This is a genomic window from Sulfuritortus calidifontis, assembly GCF_003967275.1.
Lineage (GTDB): Bacteria > Pseudomonadota > Gammaproteobacteria > Burkholderiales > Thiobacillaceae > Sulfuritortus > Sulfuritortus calidifontis.
Map to the genome: position 1 here is coordinate 910887 of NZ_AP018721.1, position 15688 is coordinate 926574.

A 15688-nucleotide genomic window follows, 5' to 3' on the forward strand; every position below is an offset into this window, starting at 1 on the left:
GCTTATGATGATTCTTTATTCCGGTACCTCCTGCCCGTTCAGCCATCGCTGTCGCATCGTGCTGCACGAGAAGGGCATGGATTTCGAGATCCGGGACGTCGATCTGCACGAGAAGCCCTCCGAGATCGCCGTGATGAACCCCTACGGCAAGGTCCCCGTGCTGGTCGAGCGGGACCTGGTGCTGTACGAGTCCAACATCATCAACGAGTACATCGACGAGCGTTTCCCCCACCCGCAGCTGATGCCGGCCGATCCGGTGATGCGGGCGCGGGCGCGCCTGTTCCTGTTCAACTTCGAGCAGGACCTGTTCGCTCACGTCAACGTGCTCGAGCACGGCAATCAGAAGTCGGCCGAGAAGTCGCGCCAGATCATCCGCGACAACCTGACCCAGATCGCGCCCATCTTCACCAAGCAGAAATACATGCTGGGCGAGGAATACTCGATGCTCGACGTCGCCATCGCGCCCTTGCTCTGGCGCCTGGACCACTACGACATCAAGCTGCCCAAGCAGGCCGCGCCGCTGCTGAAATACGCCGAGCGCATCTTCAGCCGGCCGGCCTTCATCGAGGCGCTGACCCCCGTCGAAAAAGCCATGCGCAAGTGAGCGAGCTGCCGCAGCAACCTTATTTTCTGCGCGCCCTCTACGAGTGGTGCGTCGACTGCGGCTACACCCCGCACATTGCCGTGCGGGTCGACGCCCGTTGCAAGGTGCCGGCGGCCTACGTCAAGGATGGTCAAATCGTCCTCAACATCGGCCCCAACGCCGTGCGCAATCTGCTGATCGACAACGACTGGGTCAGCTTCTCCGCCCGCTTCGGCGGTGTCGCCCAGGACATCCAGGTGCCGGTCGCCAACGTCCTGTCGATCTACGCCCGCGAGACCGGCGAGGGCATGGCATTCAGCCAAGCCGATACGGCCGCCGTGGCGCAGGACGCAGCTATCGCCGATCAGCCTCAGCCCGAGACAACCACCGATCCCACCCGGCCCAAAGGCCGTCCCACCTTGCGCGTGGTCAAGTAAGCAGCTTGTCACTGCGTTCCTGGCAAGATCAGCACGTATAATCCCAGCGTCGCCGGCATAGCTCAGTTGGTAGAGCAACCGCCTTGTAAGCGGTAGGTCGTCTGTTCGAGTCAGACTGCCGGCACCATACATATCCATAAAATCAGTCTCATAAGTTGCAGGGTTTGTGGTCCCGTGTCTGTAGAACCGGGCTTGTCGCATTTTGTGGCGGACTGCGGCGTGGCAAGGCGGCCCGTCATGTCAGATTGATTTCATCGGGGTGCTTAGGGCTAAGCAGAGCAACGTAGTTGACGTGAAGCCTCCTCGTTATTCCGTGCCACTCAGAAGTAGAGGGTTTGGGTATTTTTGCATGCGATAGGCCACCGGTGGAATCCTGCCCAGGGCTTCATGCGGTCGTTCATGGTTGTAGCGGTGCAGCCAGTCCTCCGTCAGCTTCCTGACCTCGGCCAGCGACTCGAACACATAGCAGTCCAGCACCTCGGTCCGGTAGGAGCGGTTGAACCGTTCGATATAGGCGTTCTGGGTTGGTTTCCCCGGTTGGGTAAACATCAATTCCACCTCATTATCCCTGGCCCACTGGGCCAGTGCCTGGCTGACCAGTTCCGGGCCGTTGTCCAGGCGTAGCCGGCGGGGCCTGCCCCGCAGTTCAATCAATTCATTCAAGGCCCGCACCACCCTGGCCGCCGGCAGGCTAGTGTCCACCTCGATACGCAGGGCCTCGCGGCTGAACTCGTCCAGGACGTTGAAGGTCCGGAAGCGCCGACCGCTCCACAGCGCATCGGCCATGAAGTCACAACTCCAAGTATCGTTCGGCAGCGCCCCGGCCACCAGAGGCTGCTTGATGCGAGCCGGCAAGCGTTTCTTGCCCCGGCGCGGCAGGTTCAGATTGAGCTGGCAATACACCCGCCACAGCACGGTCTTGCCCCAAGGCTGCTGTTGCAGCCTGAAGCTGTCATGCAGCAGGCCGAAACCATGCCGGGGATTGACCGCCATGTAGGCCTGTACCGCCTCGATGACGGCGCTGTCATCGCGCCGAACCGGCACATAGTGCCGGCTGGATCGGGCTAGCCGTACCGCCCGGCAAGCCTGGCGTTCGGACAAGCCATGCGCATCCATCAGCACGTCGGCCAACTCAATCTTGCGCGCCGGGGCTAGAGCTTTCGGGAGACAACGTCCTGCAGGGCGTTGTGCACCATGGCCAGTTCGGCATACATCTTCTTGAGCCGCGCATTCTCGGCCTGCAGGTCTCGCAACTGCTTGAGCTGGGACACTTCCATGCCGGCGTAGGCCGACTTCCACTTGTAGTAGGTGGCGTCCGAGATGCCGTGCTTGCGGCAGGTTTCGCCGACCTTGGCGCCCAGTTCGACCTCCTTGAGGATCGCCACGATCTGCTGCTCGGTGAATTTCGATTTCTTCATGTAGAGCTTCCTTTCAGGGAAGGCGGATTCAACCACGAAGTGCAACACGACTGAATGATTGCATAAAAACCTGATGCGGGGTTTTCCAGCCCAGGCGTTTTCTGGGGCGATGGTTCAGGCGATCCATGATCATGGCCAGTTCCTCCTGGGTGACGGTGTGAAAGGGCCTGGATTTGGGCAGGTACTGCCGGATGAGGCCGTTGGTATTCTCGTTCGTGCCGCGTTGCCAGGAGGCATAAGGGTCGGCGAAATAGGACGTGGATTCGAGTGCCCGGTCGATCTCGCCATGGCGGGCGAACTCCAGGCCATTGTCGAAGGTGAGCGTCTTCACCCGTGCCTTGAAGGGTGAAAGCAAGCGGATGATGGCCTCGCTTACCGCCTCGCTGGTCTTGTTGCGCACGTGGGCCAAGAGGCAGAAACCCGACTTACGCTCGGTGAGGTTGACGATGGCCTGTTTGCGGCCAGCGCCGATGAGGGTGTCACCCTCCCAATGGCCGACCAGGCTGCGCGACTCGACGGCCTGCGGGCGCAAGGCAATCGGCCTGCGACCGGGGATATGGCCGCGCAGGCTTCGGCCCGAGGCATAACGTTTGCGGCGCTGTTTCTGACATCGGAGGTGGCGCCACAACGCGCCGCCGGCTCGCTTGTCGGCATAGATGCGCTGGTAGATCGCCTCATGGCTGATCGGCAGATGCGCGGCGATCTGCTCGGGACTGTGCTGCAGGGCAAGTCGTCTTTGGGCTTCCTCCCATACTTCCGGCAAGATGCGCGGCGCGTTGCGGCTATTGGCCGCCCGCGCCTCGGACAGGCGCTGCGCCTGCCGGGGCCGGTAGCCGCGCAATCCGCAGTTGCGGGCAAGCTCGCGGCTGATGGTGGAAGGGTGACGGTCGAGCAACTGGGCGATCTCGCGCTGTGTATGGCCGGCTTTGAGGAGGGCGTAAATTTGGTATCGTTCGTTCTGGGTCAGATGCGTGTAGTTCATTGGGCAACTTCGACTTGGCGGTTGATGGGGCAAAATGCTCACGCATTCTGACCCACCTTCCAGTTAATCAAAATTGCACTTCGAATTTGAATCCACGGAAAACTCTACTTCATATTGGCCCGAATATCCGAGGAGGCTTCAAGATGGCAAACTGCCTCAACCCGCTTGATGTGTTTGTGAAGCCCGATGTTCATCTGCGAGTCATGCGGCTACAATGCGCACCTCGCCGAAACCGGCATGCCTGCAGGTTGATTGGTTTAAGACACTGATCTTGGGCTTCGGCGTAATGCGGGAAGAGTGGCAGAGCGGTTGAATGCACTGGTCTTGAAAACCAGCGATGGGCGACCATCCGTGGGTTCGAATCCCACCTCTTCCGCCAATTCTAATTAAGAGAGTTCTCTTGGCTTCGGCCGCGCGTCGCGCTTAACGTGCTGCGCACGTTAGCCTTCGCCGCAACAAGCCGCTACGCGGCGTGTTGTAGTTTCGGCATAACCTTGCGGTTAGCCTACACAGCAACAAGCCGCTGCGCGGCGTGTTGTCCCACCGCCTCCGCCAAACAAAAACGGCCCGCATGCGGGCCGTTTTCTTTTCAGTTGATCCCTATCATTCCTGCAAACAGATCTCGCGCCGGGCCACCGCGACGGCCGTGCGCACGAACAGGCCGGCGATGACGGCGGTGGTGATGCCGAGCAGGATGCCGGAGAGGCCGAGGAAGAGCCCGGTACCGGCATGGTGGTACATGGCCAGGGTGGCGAGGGTGATGGCGGCGAGCGGGAAGGAATAGGCCCACCAGGACAGGAAGAACTTGAGGCGCAGGAACCAGGGGGCCTGCGCGATCAGCAGCACGGTGAAGAACAGGCCGCTGAAATAGAGCACCAGGCCGAAGGCGTCGATCTCGCCGGTCAGGCGCAGATAGGAAAGGAAGCCGACCGCGGGCGGCGCGATCAGGATGAACAGGGTGGGCAGCAGGCGCTCGGGCAGGCTGCCGTGGAAGATCACCCGGTAGAAGATGATGGCCAGCAGCACCGGCCAGAACACGATGCCGATGCTGAAGAAGAACCAGGAGAGCTCGACCGGGGCGTGCTGCACGCCGGCGATCGGCACCAAAATGTTGCCGACCACGGGGATGAACCAGGCCGGGTTGAGGTGGACGATCTCGAATTTGGTCTGATGCATCCACTGGCTGATGATGTGCAGGGTGAGCACGAGGTGCAAAACGCTGCCCGTGATCCACAGCCACTTGGAGGCGGCCGCGCTCACCGACAGCCAGCCGATGGAGAGGATGATCAGGGCGATGGAGAAGGTGGGCAAAAAGCTCATCTTCACCGGATGGTTCCACTCCATGCGCACGGCGGCCCGGTACTTGATCATCTTCAGGGCATAGGCCACGCCCAGCGCCAGGAACAGCAGGGTGGTGAGCACCAGCAGGTAGGGGCTCAGGCTGACCGGCAGGCGGAGCAGGCTCTCGGCCCGGTTCCAGGCCAGGGTCAGGCCGCCCAGGCCCATGATCATGGCGAACCAGGCGATGGGGAAGTGCTGCAGGCGCGGGGTGGAGGTGTCGGTCATGGCGGGTGTCTTCGGTTGATCGAATGCGCCCGGGCCGGGGCCCGGGCCTGAAGGTTACAGCAGTTGCTTGATGCTGACGCCGCCGCGGAACTGGTTGGGCAGATAACCCGTGGCCTTGTCGTTAGGGTATTCCTGTTGCAGCTTGGCCTTCACCCCGGCCGGGATGGTGTCCGGGGTGCCGTGGCAGGTCATGCACAGTTCCTGCACGACCAGGCCCTTCATGTAGCGCACGGTCTTGCCCTGGGGCGTGTCGACCACCTCGGTGTATTCCAGGCTGGCCGGGCTGGCGCCTTCGGCCAGGCGTTTTTCCAGCTCGCGCAGGGCCTTGGTCTCCCACTCGTCCGGCGTGCTGCGCTCGGGGTTGCGGTTCTTGAAGGTGACCCGCTTGATCTGCACATTGTGCTGCCTGGCGATTTCGCCGGCGATCTTGGGCGCCTTGTCCTTGCACACGGTGATGGCGCCTTCGGCGCCGACGCTGTCGATGTCCTTCTTCAGCTCACCGACCAGGGTCTTGATCAGGGCCCCGACCGCCTGGCGCGGCACCGCCGCCGGCTCGGCTGGGGCTTCCGCGGCCTGCACATGGCCGGCCAGGATCAGGCTGGCGGCGAGGGTGCTCAGGGTGATGTGTCGCTGCATGGTGTCTCCTCCAATGGATTGAACAATGTCGCTTCGATTCGCCCCGGTTGTTGTGGTGCGGCTGCCCGGGGTCGTGCGGCGCGGGGACGGCCGCAAGGACAATGCCTCCTCTCGCGAGCGGGATACTAGCGCGGCCGGCCGCCTGATTCAAACGCCGATGTTGAGCGGCGAGCGGTTGCGCATGTGGTCGGCGACCTTGACGAAGGCGGCGTAGAGTTCCTGGCGCAGGGACTCGTCGGCAACGGTTTCGCGCAGGGCCAGGTCCATGCAGTGCAGCCACTGGTCACGCTCATCGTCGCCGATGGGGAAGGGCAGGTGGCGCCGGCGCAGCATGGGGTGGCCGTATTTCTCGACGTACAAGGGTGGGCCGCCCATCCAGCCGGAGAGGAATTCATACAGTTTCTGCCGGGCGCTGCCGAGGTCGGCCGCATGCATCTTGCGGATGCCGTAGGCCTCGGGCAGCGCGTCCATGTGGTCGTAGAAGCGGTCGACCAGCGCGCGCACTGCGGTAGCGCCGCCGATGCGTTCATAGTGGGTAGGCATCATGTTGTCGGGTAATATTAGGAACCGCTAAATTTCATGGCAGGCCGCATTGTAGCGCGGCTTATACCCGACTAAAATACTCGGCCATTGCCGAGGCTTTCTGGAGCGTTCCATGTCCGTTGTTGCTGCCGACCCCAAGCAGGTCATGCATTCCATCATCCAGCGCATCGCCACCGGTCCCGACCTGTCGAAAGACATCAGTCAGGAAGAGGCCCGGCTCGGTATGCAGGCCATCCTCGACAATGCCGTCGATCCGGTGCAGGCCGGCATCTTCTTCATCGCCCTGCGCATGAAGCGGGAGACCGACGAGGAGAACAAGGGCGTGCTCGATGCCATCCTGGCCGCCACCCGGCGGGTGACCGCCGAAGTGGACGAGGTGGTCGACATCGCCGACCCCTATGACGGCTACAACCGCTGCCTGCCGGCCGCGCCCTTCCTGCCGGCGCTGCTGGCCGAGCTGGGCGTGCCGGCGGTCAACCACAGCGTCGATGCGGTGGGCCCGAAGTATGGCGTGACCGCGCGCCACGTCTTGCAGGCGGCCGGTGTGGATGTCGACCTGTCACCCGCGGCGGCGGCCAGACGCCTGGCCGATCCGGCCCTCGGCTGGGCCTATGTCGACCAGGCGCAGTACTGCCCGAAGCTGCACGACCTGGTGAACCTGCGCAGCCGCATCATCAAGCGCCAGGCCATCACCACGGTCGAGGTGCTGGCCAAGCCCATCGTCGGCCGCCAGCGCACCCACTTCGTCACCGGGTATGTGCACAAGCCCTATCCGCCGATCTACGCCATGCTGGCGCGCCACGCCGGTTTCGATTCCGCTCTGATCATCCGCGGTGTCGAGGGCGGCGTGATCCCTTCCCTGCGCCAGACCGGCAAGTTTTTCGCCTACCAGGACCGCGGCGAGGAGGCCGAGTTCGAGATCGACCCCGAGGCCCTGGGCATCGCGCAGACCGTGCGTGCGGTGCCGCTGCCGGACGATCTGCCCAAGTCCGAGCGCGCGGGCGACGAGGTGGCGATCATGGTCGACGTTGCGGCCACCGCCCAGGCCGCGGCCGAGGCGGGCATGGCCGCGCTCTGCGGCAACCGGGGCGCGACCTACGATTCCCTGGTGTTGGGTGCCGCTCTGATCCTGCATCACCTGGGCCGCGCCCGGAGCCTGAGCGAGGCGGCCGACAAGGTGCGCGCCGTGCTGGATTCCGGCAAAGCGGCGCAGCGGGTCAAGTGATGCGCGAAGGATTCATCGCCGTCGCCCAGGTGGGCGAGCTCAAACCGGCCCAGATGAAGCGCATCGAAGTTGCCGGCAAGCGCCTTTTGCTATGCAACGCCGAGGGCGAGCATTTCTGCGTGGACGAGATGTGCAGTCACGAGGACTACTCGCTCTACTTCGGCTGCATCAAGGGCAGGTCGATCAAGTGCTCGCTGCACGGCAGCTACTTCAACCTGGCTACCGGCCAGCCCGAGAACGAGCCGGCCGACTGCCCGATCCGCAGCTATCCGGTGAAGGTCGAGGCCGGCCAGGTCTGGGTCAAGCCCGACTGAGGCGGAGCGCAAAGAGCGTGATCTGGCGCCGGACGCCGCTTGGCGTAACAATGCGGCGAATACACCCATCCGGCTGGCGACCTCGGCGCATCCTGGAAACCGAATCGACTGCATGAACCCGAACCTTCCTGCCTTGCTTCGGAGCACGGCGCCATGAAGCTGCGTCTGCGTCCGGCTTACCTCTTGGGCGCCCTGGCCGTCCTGGCCGCGGCGGGCTTCCTGTTCGGCGCCGTGGCCGGCAAGCCGGTGACGGTGGCGATCGCGCGCGAAGGCCCGTTGATCGAGACCGTGGTCGCCACCGGCCGGGTCATCACGCCCGCACGGATCGCGCTGGGGCCGGTGTTCACCGCCACGGTCAGCCAGGTGCAGGTGGCCGAGGGCGACCGGGTGCAGGCCGGCCAGCCGCTGGCGACGCTGGATGCCGCCGAGCGGCGCGCCGCCCTGGAGCAGGCGGCCAAGGCCCTGCAGGAAGCCGATGCCCGAATCGAGCAGCTGGAGCGGGTCGGCCGGCCGGTGGCGGATCAGGCCCTGATCCAGGCCGAGGCCGCCCTCGATCTGGCCAGCAAGGAATTCGAACGGACCCGGCGTCTGGTCGAGGCGGGCTTTTACAACCAGGCCCAGCTCGACATCGCCCGGCGCAATCTGGACAACGCCCGGGCCGGGCGCGAGGCGGCGGCCGCCCAGGCCCATTCCAACCAGCCGAACGGGGCCGACACCCGGCTGGCGCGCGCCCGTCAGGCCCAGGCCCGCGCCGCGCTCGACCTGGCGCGCGCCCGGCTGAATGACACGGTGCTGCGCGCCCCGGTCGAGGCACTGGTCCTGCGCAAGATGGTGGAGCCGGGCGACGTGGTCACCCAGGGCAAGGTGCTGTTCGAGCTGGCGGCCGCGGGCGAGACCCAGATCGAGCTGCAGATCGACGAGAAGAATTTGGGTCGCCTGCGCCCGGGCCAGATGGCCCAGGTGGTGGCCGACGCCTACCCGGGCCAGCCGTTCCCCGCCGAGCTCTTCTTCATCGCGCCGGCGGTGGATGCCCAGAAGGGCTCGGTGCAAGTGAAGCTCAGGGTGACCCGGGTGCCGGCCTTCCTCAAACCGGATATGACGGTCTCGGCCGAGATCGAGGTGGGACGACGCGAGCGGGCTCTGATCCTGCCGAGCCAGGCGGTGCGCGACGCCGCCGGTGCCCAGCCCTGGGTGCTGGTGGCCGAGGCCGGGCGCGCCGTACGCCGTCCGGTCCGGCTCGGTCTGCGCGGCACCGGCCAGGTCGAGGTGGCCGAGGGCCTGCCGGCCGGCGCAGCGGTGATCCTGCCGGTCTCGGGCGTCCACGCAGGTCAGCGCGTACGCCTCGTCGAGTAGCGGCATGAGGCGTCCCGCTCTGACTTTCGAATGGGTGCTCGCCCTGCGCTTTCTGCGCGAGGGGCGCATGCAGACCGTGCTGATCATGGCCGGCACCACGGTCGGGGTGGCGGTGATCATCTTTATCACCGCCCTGGTCAACGGCCTGCAGACGAGTCTGGCCGCCCGCACCCTGTCGACCCAGGCCCATATCACCCTGCGGCCGCCGGACGATGTGCCCAACCTGGTGCTCGATCGCAATCAGGCGGTCGCCGCCCGGATCGAGCCGCGTGCCCAGCGCCTGCGCTCGATCGACCAATGGGAGCGCATCGAGCGTGAGCTGCCCGGTTTCGCGCATGTCGTCGCCGTCTCGCCCATGGCCACCGGCGCGGGCTTCGCCGCCCGGGGCGAGGCGACCAAGTCGATCGCCATCGTCGGCATCCAGCCCGAGCGCTACGTGCGCATCGTCGGCGTGCCCGAGCGGCTGATCGCCGGCAGCTTCCGGGTCGGCCCGGGCGAGACGGTGATCGGCAGCGAGCTGGCGCGCGACCTGGGTGCCGCGCTGGGTGACCGCATCCGGGTCACCAGCACGGAAAACCGCAGCGAGCTGTTCCAGGTCACCGGCATCTTCGACCTGGGCGTGAAGGACATCAATCGGCGCTGGGTCATCGTGCCCCTGCGCACGGCGCAGAGCCTGCTCGATCTGCCCGGCGGCGTGACCAACATCGACCTGACGGTGGACGACATCTTCGTCGCGGAGGCGGTGGCCCAGCGCATCGCCGCCCAGACCGGACAGCTGGCCGAAAGCTGGATGGCGGTCAACACCCAGCTGCTCACCGCGTTCAAGAACCAGACCATGACCACGCGCACCGTGCGCGTGTTTCTGGTGCTGATCGTGGCCCTGGGCATCGCCAGCGTCCTGGTGGTGTCGGTGGTGCAGAAGAGCCGGGAGATCGGCATCCTGCGCGCCATCGGCGCCTCGCCGCGCCGGATCATGACGGTGTTTTTGATCCAGGGCGGCATCGTCGGCGCGGTCGGCGCGCTGCTTGGCTCGGGCCTCGCTTCCGCCCTGGTCTATGGCGCCTCGTTCGCACTGCGCCAGGATGACGGCACACCCCTGATCAGCGGCGGGATCGAGCCCGGCTACTATTTCAGCGCCGCGGCCGTGGCCATCGTCACCGGCCTCGTCGCGGCGGTGATGCCGGCGCGGCGCGCGGCCGGGCTCGATCCGGTGGAGGCCATCCGCTATGGCTGAGCCGACCGAGATTCTGAGTCTGAAGGCGGTGCGCAAGGCCTACAACGTCGGCACCCCGATCGAGACCGAGGTTTTGCACGGCATCGACCTCAGCCTGCGGGCGGGTGAGTTCGCCGCCCTGGTCGGCCCTTCGGGCTCGGGCAAGAGCACACTGCTGCATCTGATCGGCTTGCTGGAGCGGCCGACCTCGGGCGAGATCCACATCGGCGGCGAGCGCATCGGTGCCCTCGACGAAGCCGGATTGACCCGGCTGCGCGGGCGCAGCCTGGGCTTCGTGTTCCAGTTCCATCATCTGCTGCCGGGCTTTTCCGCGCTCGAGAACGTGATGATGCCCAGCCTGATCGAACGCGGCCGCTACGACGCGGCGATGCGCCGGCGCGCCGAATGGCTGGTGGCGCGGGTGGGGCTGGCCGGTGCGATGCACAAGAAGCCGAGCGAGCTGTCCGGCGGCATGCAGCAGCGCGTGGCGGTTGCCCGCGCCCTTGCCGGCAACCCGCCATTGGTGCTGGCCGACGAGCCCACCGGCAACCTCGACACCCATACCGCGGACGAGATCTTCACCCTGATGCGCGACTTCAATCGGGAGGAGGGCACCGCCTTTCTCATTGTCACCCACGACCCCCGCCTGGCGGCACGCTGCGACCGGAGCATCGAGCTGGTCGATGGCCGTCTTTATGCCGGGCAGGCCACTTGAGACGATCGAGCGAAGGGCCATGACTCTGGACAAACATGCCGTGCAATTCTTCGAGCGCCAGTTTCGCCAGCAGGCGGCGGCTGGCGAATATGCCCTCAACCCCTTCGAGCAGGCGGCCCTGCCCCATCTGACGGGCGAGGTGCTGGATCTGGGCTGCGGCCTGGGCAATCTGGCCCTGGCGGCGGCCCGCCAGGGGTGCCGGGTCACCGCCCTGGACGGCAGCCCGAGCGCGATCGCCCGGCTCCAGGCAGAGGCGACGGCGCAGGGCTTGGACCTGACGGCGCAGCTGGCGGACCTGGCCCACTACGCCATCGGGCGCGACTACGATGCCATCGTCTCGATCGGCCTGCTGATGTTCCTGCCCGAGGCACAGGCCAGGGCCTTGCTGGACGCGATCCACGACCGGGTGAAGCCGGGCGGCCTGGTGGCGCTCAATGTGCTGACCGAGGGCACCAGTTATCTGGCCATGTTCGAGCCGGGCCACTATTACCTGTTCGCCCGGGGTGAGCTGGCGCGCCGTTTCGCCGCTTGGGAGATCCTGCTCGATCGGCACGAGCGCTTTCCCGCGCCGGGCGCGACCGTGAAGGCCTTCGACACCCTGATCGCGCGCCGGCCCGCCGCGTCGGGTGCGACCGGGGCAGGGCCGGCATGAAGGCGCGCAGCATCCTCATCACCGGCTGCTCCAGCGGCATCGGCCATGCCGTCGCCCACGGCCTGGCCACGCGCGGCTGGCGGGTGTTCGCCACGGCGCGCAAGGCGGAGGACGTGGCCCGCCTGAACGCCGAGGGCCTGGAGAGCCTGGCGCTCGACCTCGACGACCCGGCCTCGATCCGCGCCGCGCTCGACGAGGTGCTGCGCCGCACCGAGGGCCGGCTCGATGCCCTGTTCAACAACGGCGGCTTCGGCCAGGTCGGCGCGGTGGAAGACCTCACGCGCGACGCCCTGCGCGAGCAGTTCGAGACCAATCTGTTCGGCTGGATCGAGCTGACCAATCGCGTCATCCCGGTCATGCGCCGCCAGGGTTGCGGCCGCATCGTCATGAACAGTTCGGTGTTGGGCTATGCCGCCTTCGCCTATCGCGGCGCCTACAACGCGGTGAAGTTCGCCCTGGAAGGCATCAGCGACACCTTGCGCCACGAGCTTGCCGGTACCGGCATCCACGTCTGCCTGGTCGAGCCGGGGCCGATCACCTCGCGCTTTCGCGAGAACTGCCTGCCGCATTTTTTGCGACACATCGACTGGCAGCACAGCGTCCACCGCGCCCAATACGAGCGCCAGCTGGCCCGGCTGAAGCAACCCGGCCCGGCCGCACCCTTCACCCTGTCGCCGCAGGCGGTGCTGGACAAGGTGATCCACGCCATCGAGAGCCCGCGGCCCAGGGCGCGCTACCCGGTCACCGTGCCTGCGGTCGCCTTCTGGTGGCTCAGGCGCCTGCTGCCCATCCGCGCTATGGACTGGGTGCTGATGCGGGCCTCCGGCGGCGGCAAACGGTAGCAGCCCCACTCGGGGCACGGTCTCTGCCGGTCCGTAGGCCGGTATACTTGGGGCTGCAAGCAATCCTGAAATGACTCCCATGGCTGAAGAGACTTCCACCGGCACCGCGCCGGCCTTCCCCAAATTGTTGCCGTTGCCCAGGATCGAGCGGCCGCTGCGTTTTCCGGTCGACCGGCTGGCCGAGGTGAAATCGGCCGCCGATCTGCCCAGCCGGCTGGTGCTGGGGGATCTCGTCGCGGACAGCTTCAAGTTCGAGAAGAAGGGCTGGTCGGCCGAGTGGCACGATGCCGACGGCCACAAGGCCAAGCTCCGCTTCGCCGGCGGCCTGTCGTCGCTGGAGCTGAGCTGCGCCGGCGACGAGCTGGTCACCCTGGTCAGCGCCGAGCGCTTCGCCGAACTCGACGGCACGGTGCAGAACCTGCATCCGGCCGGCTGGATGGAAAAGCTCGCCGGCAAGCTCGGCCGCTACAATCTCAAGGTCTTCCCCCATCGCGAGGACGATGCCGTGGCCGGCAGCTTCGCCGACGGGCCGCTGCTCACCCTGGCGCTGCCGGTGCCGGCCGACCGCCTGATGGCCTTGTTCGAGCTGCACAAGCAGCTGCAAGGCGATGGCGCGCTCACGACCAACATCGACGCCTATGCCCGCCTGCACTTCAGCGTGGTCAATTACCTGGAAGGGCGCAATCCCGGCATGCTCAATCACCCGGTCGGCCTGGTGCTCTATCACGTCAATGCCCTGGGCACGCCGGCGGGCGAGATGCCGGTGCGCGAGGAGGACGAGGCGGGCGTCGCCGCCTGGACCCTGCGTCGCAGTCATTACCTTTACATTGCCCATTGCCCGCTGCGCGATGCCGCCCGCCTGGTCGAGCGCCTGGCCGGGGCCGGCTTCATCGGCGTGGCGCGTGGCCGCGAGGGCTATCCCGATGGCGCCGAGTTCGGCGCGGCGCTGATGCCCTTCGGTTACGAATACGTGGTGAAGAACGTCTACTGGTTCGATGCCGAGCGCCGGCGCCGGGTGTTCTATCCCGACCTGGGCGACAGCGCCGACCGCAATGCCCTGGGCGCCCACAGCGGCGACATCTGGATCAAGTCCCTGATCCGCGATGCCCAGAAACTGTCCGAGCAGTTCAAGGCCGATACCGCCCGAAGCTTCGCCGAGGGCATGGCCGGCAACATTCCGGCCGAGCAAAGACACTGAGGTGCGCATCATGCAGATCGGCACGCCGCTGTCCCCCTCCGCCACCCGGGTCATGCTGCTGGGGGCGGGCGAACTGGGCAAGGAGGTGATCATCGCCCTGCAGCACCTAGGAGCCTGTCGGACTTAACACCCCGTGCGCGCCGGCCCGCTGCGGGATGCAGCGCAAGGCGGCGGGGCGCGCCGTAGTGCGGGCCACTACAAGCGCCCCGCAACGCGGCGATGCGCCCGCAGCGGGCCGGCCCTTCGGGTTGCCCCGACAAAGCGCGTCTGCGGCGTTGCGAAGCTTGCGAAGGGAACGACCCTTCGCCGCGCTTCGCGCCTTGCATCCATCGCTTTGTCGGGGCAACGCGCATGGGGGATTAAGTCCGACAGGCTCCTAGGCGTGGAGGTGATCGCCGTCGACCGCTACGACAACGCGCCCGGCCATCAGGTGGCGCACCGGGCGCAGGTGATCGATATGACCGACGGCAATGTGCTCACCCGCCTGATCGAGAGCGAGCGGCCGCACATCGTGGTGCCGGAGATCGAGGCCATCGCCACCGAGACCCTGCTGGAGCTGGAGCGGGCCGGCACCTGCCGCGTGATCCCCACCGCCCGCGCCGCCCATCTCACCATGAACCGCGAGGGCATCCGCCGGCTGGCGGCCGAGACGCTGAAGCTGCCGACCTCGCCCTATGCCTTCGCCGATTCCTTCGAGCAGTTGCAGGCCGCCATCGACGGCGGCATCGGCTACCCCTGCGTGATCAAGCCGGTGATGTCCTCCTCCGGCAAGGGCCAATCGAAAGTGGATGGGCCGGCCGAACTCAAGGCCGCCTGGGACTACGCCAATGCCGGCGGCCGCGTGGCCAAGGGCCGGGTCATCGTCGAGGGCTTCGTCGATTTCGATTATGAGATCACCCAGCTCACCGTGCGGGCGCTGGGTGCCGACGGCAAGGTGCAGACGCATTTCTGCGAGCCGATCGGCCACGTCCAGGTCAAGGGCGATTACGTCGAGAGTTGGCAGCCGCAGGCCATGAGTGCGGCCGCGCTGGACAAGGCGCGCGCCATCGCCCAGGCGGTGACCGACGACCTGGGCGGGCTCGGCATCTTCGGCGTCGAGTGCTTCGTGCAAGGGGATCGGGTCTGGTTCTCCGAGGTCAGCCCGCGGCCGCACGACACCGGCATGGTGACGATGATCACACAGCGGCAGAGCGAGTTCGAACTGCACGCCCGGGCCATCCTCGGCCTGCCGGTGGACACCAGCCTGCGCACGCCCGGCGCCTCGGCCGTGATCTACGGCGGCATCGAGGCGGCGGGCATCCGCTACGAGGGCGTGGCCGAGGCGCTGGCGATTCCCGGCACCGACCTGCGCCTGTTCGGCAAGCCGGTCGCCTTCGAGCGCCGGCGCATGGGCGTGGCCCTGGCCGAGGGGCGCGACACCGACGAGGCGCGGGAAAAGGCGAAACAGGCGGCGGCGCGGGTCAGGCCCTTGCGCTGATCCCGCTGTTCAACCCTGCACCTGCTTGAGCATTTCCCGCACGAATTCCGGCAGGTCGCCCGGCTCGCGCGAGGTGATGAGCTTGCCGTCCACCACCACGGCGCTGTCTTCATACAAGGCGCCGTTGTCCTTGAGTTCCTGGGCCACGCTCTTGTAGCAGGTGACGCGGCGGCCCTCCAGCAGGCGGGCGCTGACCAGGATCTGCGGGCCGTGGCAGATGGCGGCCACCGGTTTGCCGGCCTTGAAGAAGTCCTTGGCGATGCGGATGGCGTGCTCGTCGCGGCGCAGCTGCGCGGGGGCCTTGCCGCCGGGCAGCACGAGCAGGTCGTAGTCCTCGACCGCCACCTCGCGCAGGGTCAGGTCGGCCAGCACCTTGCCGCCGTGCTTGCCGTGGAACTGGTGGCCCTTCTCCGGGGTGGCGATGTCGACCTGGATTCCCGCCTGCTCCAGTGCCTGCTTGGGCACGAACAGTTCGCTGTCCTCGAACTGCTCGGCGGTCACGATCAATGCTTTCATCTTGGTCTCCTGTTGCAA

The 15688-nt window shown here is 66.4% G+C and carries 17 protein-coding genes, 2 tRNA genes and 1 pseudogene; 14 read left to right on the top strand and 6 right to left on the bottom strand.

All coding sequences use genetic code 11. The features are described from left to right. The first annotated feature begins 4 nt into the window (after positions 1–4). The 3 genes from EL388_RS04840 (at position 5) to EL388_RS04850 (ending at position 1147) form a co-directional block, all read left to right on the top strand. Positions 5–604, top strand: coding sequence for a glutathione S-transferase N-terminal domain-containing protein (locus EL388_RS04840; RefSeq protein ID WP_126460442.1), 600 nt, complete (start codon positions 5–7; stop codon positions 602–604). Continuing rightward, positions 601–1020 (top strand): ClpXP protease specificity-enhancing factor, encoded by a 420-nt coding sequence (locus tag EL388_RS04845; protein ID WP_126460444.1) that lies wholly within the window; start codon positions 601–603, stop codon positions 1018–1020. Before EL388_RS04840 ends, EL388_RS04845 begins: the two co-directional genes overlap by 4 nt. 51 nt (positions 1021–1071) lie before the next feature. Continuing rightward, positions 1072–1147: transfer RNA gene (locus EL388_RS04850), tRNA-Thr, on the top strand. Between the two features lie 179 nt (positions 1148–1326). Here the strand turns inward: EL388_RS04850 and EL388_RS04855 are convergent. Both EL388_RS04855 and EL388_RS04860 read right to left on the bottom strand, forming a co-directional pair. Continuing rightward, positions 1327–2438 (bottom strand): IS3 family transposase gene (locus EL388_RS04855; protein WP_420856645.1). Its coding sequence is split into 2 segments (ribosomal slippage): positions 1327–2183 and positions 2183–2438, totalling 1113 coding nucleotides; the frame shifts between segments, so codons are not numbered across the junction. Between the two features lie 28 nt (positions 2439–2466). Next, positions 2467–3420 carry an IS30 family transposase gene (locus EL388_RS04860; RefSeq protein ID WP_126460448.1) on the bottom strand — a complete coding sequence of 318 codons (954 nt, stop codon included), beginning with the start codon at positions 3418–3420 and terminating at the stop codon, positions 2467–2469. 291 nt (positions 3421–3711) lie between these two features. On the opposite strand from EL388_RS04860, the gene EL388_RS04865 reads away from it, so the two are divergent. Then, a tRNA-Ser gene (locus EL388_RS04865) sits at positions 3712–3799 on the top strand. A gap of 224 nt (positions 3800–4023) precedes the next feature. Here the strand turns inward: EL388_RS04865 and EL388_RS04870 are convergent. From EL388_RS04870 to EL388_RS04880, 3 genes are all read right to left on the bottom strand, one after another. Then, positions 4024–4986: an SLAC1 anion channel family protein gene (locus EL388_RS04870; RefSeq protein WP_126460450.1), complete on the bottom strand. Its 963-nt coding sequence runs from the start codon at positions 4984–4986 to the stop codon at positions 4024–4026. Between the two features lie 54 nt (positions 4987–5040). Next, complete coding sequence (locus tag EL388_RS04875; RefSeq protein WP_126460452.1) at positions 5041–5622, bottom strand: Tll0287-like domain-containing protein; 582 nt, start codon at positions 5620–5622, stop codon at positions 5041–5043. Between the two features lie 147 nt (positions 5623–5769). Next, positions 5770–6165 (bottom strand): group II truncated hemoglobin, encoded by a 396-nt coding sequence (locus tag EL388_RS04880; protein ID WP_126460454.1) that lies wholly within the window; start codon positions 6163–6165, stop codon positions 5770–5772. A gap of 112 nt (positions 6166–6277) precedes the next feature. On the opposite strand from EL388_RS04880, the gene EL388_RS04885 reads away from it, so the two are divergent. From EL388_RS04885 to purT, 10 genes and pseudogenes are all read left to right on the top strand, one after another. Then, a complete protein-coding gene (locus EL388_RS04885) occupies positions 6278–7390 on the top strand; it encodes an anthranilate phosphoribosyltransferase (protein ID WP_126460456.1) in 1113 nt (370 codons plus the stop codon). Then, entirely contained in the window at positions 7390–7704 is a 315-nt protein-coding gene (locus EL388_RS04890; RefSeq protein WP_126460459.1) for a non-heme iron oxygenase ferredoxin subunit, read from the top strand. The genes EL388_RS04885 and EL388_RS04890 overlap by 1 nt, the downstream gene beginning before the upstream one ends. 153 nt (positions 7705–7857) lie before the next feature. Beyond that, entirely contained in the window at positions 7858–9057 is a 1200-nt protein-coding gene (locus EL388_RS04895; protein WP_126460462.1) for an efflux RND transporter periplasmic adaptor subunit, read from the top strand. Positions 9058–9061: 4 nt separating this feature from the next. Then, the gene (locus tag EL388_RS04900) at positions 9062–10291 is read left to right on the top strand and encodes an ABC transporter permease (protein ID WP_126460465.1); all 1230 of its coding nucleotides are present in this window, start codon (positions 9062–9064) and stop codon (positions 10289–10291) included. Beyond that, a complete protein-coding gene (locus EL388_RS04905; protein ID WP_126460468.1) occupies positions 10284–10985 on the top strand; it encodes an ABC transporter ATP-binding protein in 702 nt (233 codons plus the stop codon). The genes EL388_RS04900 and EL388_RS04905 overlap by 8 nt, the downstream gene beginning before the upstream one ends. Positions 10986–11004: 19 nt before the next feature. Continuing rightward, positions 11005–11637: an SAM-dependent methyltransferase gene (locus tag EL388_RS04910; protein WP_165919213.1), complete on the top strand. Its 633-nt coding sequence runs from the start codon at positions 11005–11007 to the stop codon at positions 11635–11637. Beyond that, entirely contained in the window at positions 11634–12479 is an 846-nt protein-coding gene (locus EL388_RS04915; RefSeq protein ID WP_126460474.1) for an SDR family oxidoreductase, read from the top strand. Before EL388_RS04910 ends, EL388_RS04915 begins: the two co-directional genes overlap by 4 nt. A 79-nt stretch (positions 12480–12558) precedes the next feature. Beyond that, on the top strand, positions 12559–13677 hold the full coding sequence (locus EL388_RS04920; protein ID WP_126460477.1) for a hypothetical protein: 1119 nt from the start codon (positions 12559–12561) through the stop codon (positions 13675–13677). Position 13678: 1 nt separating this feature from the next. Next, a complete protein-coding gene (locus EL388_RS14320; RefSeq protein ID WP_269470955.1) occupies positions 13679–13804 on the top strand; it encodes a hypothetical protein in 126 nt (41 codons plus the stop codon). A gap of 249 nt (positions 13805–14053) precedes the next feature. After that, a pseudogene (gene purT / locus EL388_RS04925) lies at positions 14054–15154 on the top strand (formate-dependent phosphoribosylglycinamide formyltransferase); the annotation flags it as partial. Positions 15155–15163: 9 nt separating this feature from the next. Here purT and EL388_RS04930 read toward each other — a convergent pair. After that, positions 15164–15670: a DJ-1/PfpI/YhbO family deglycase/protease gene (locus tag EL388_RS04930; protein ID WP_126460480.1), complete on the bottom strand. Its 507-nt coding sequence runs from the start codon at positions 15668–15670 to the stop codon at positions 15164–15166. Positions 15671–15688 lie beyond the last annotated feature (18 nt).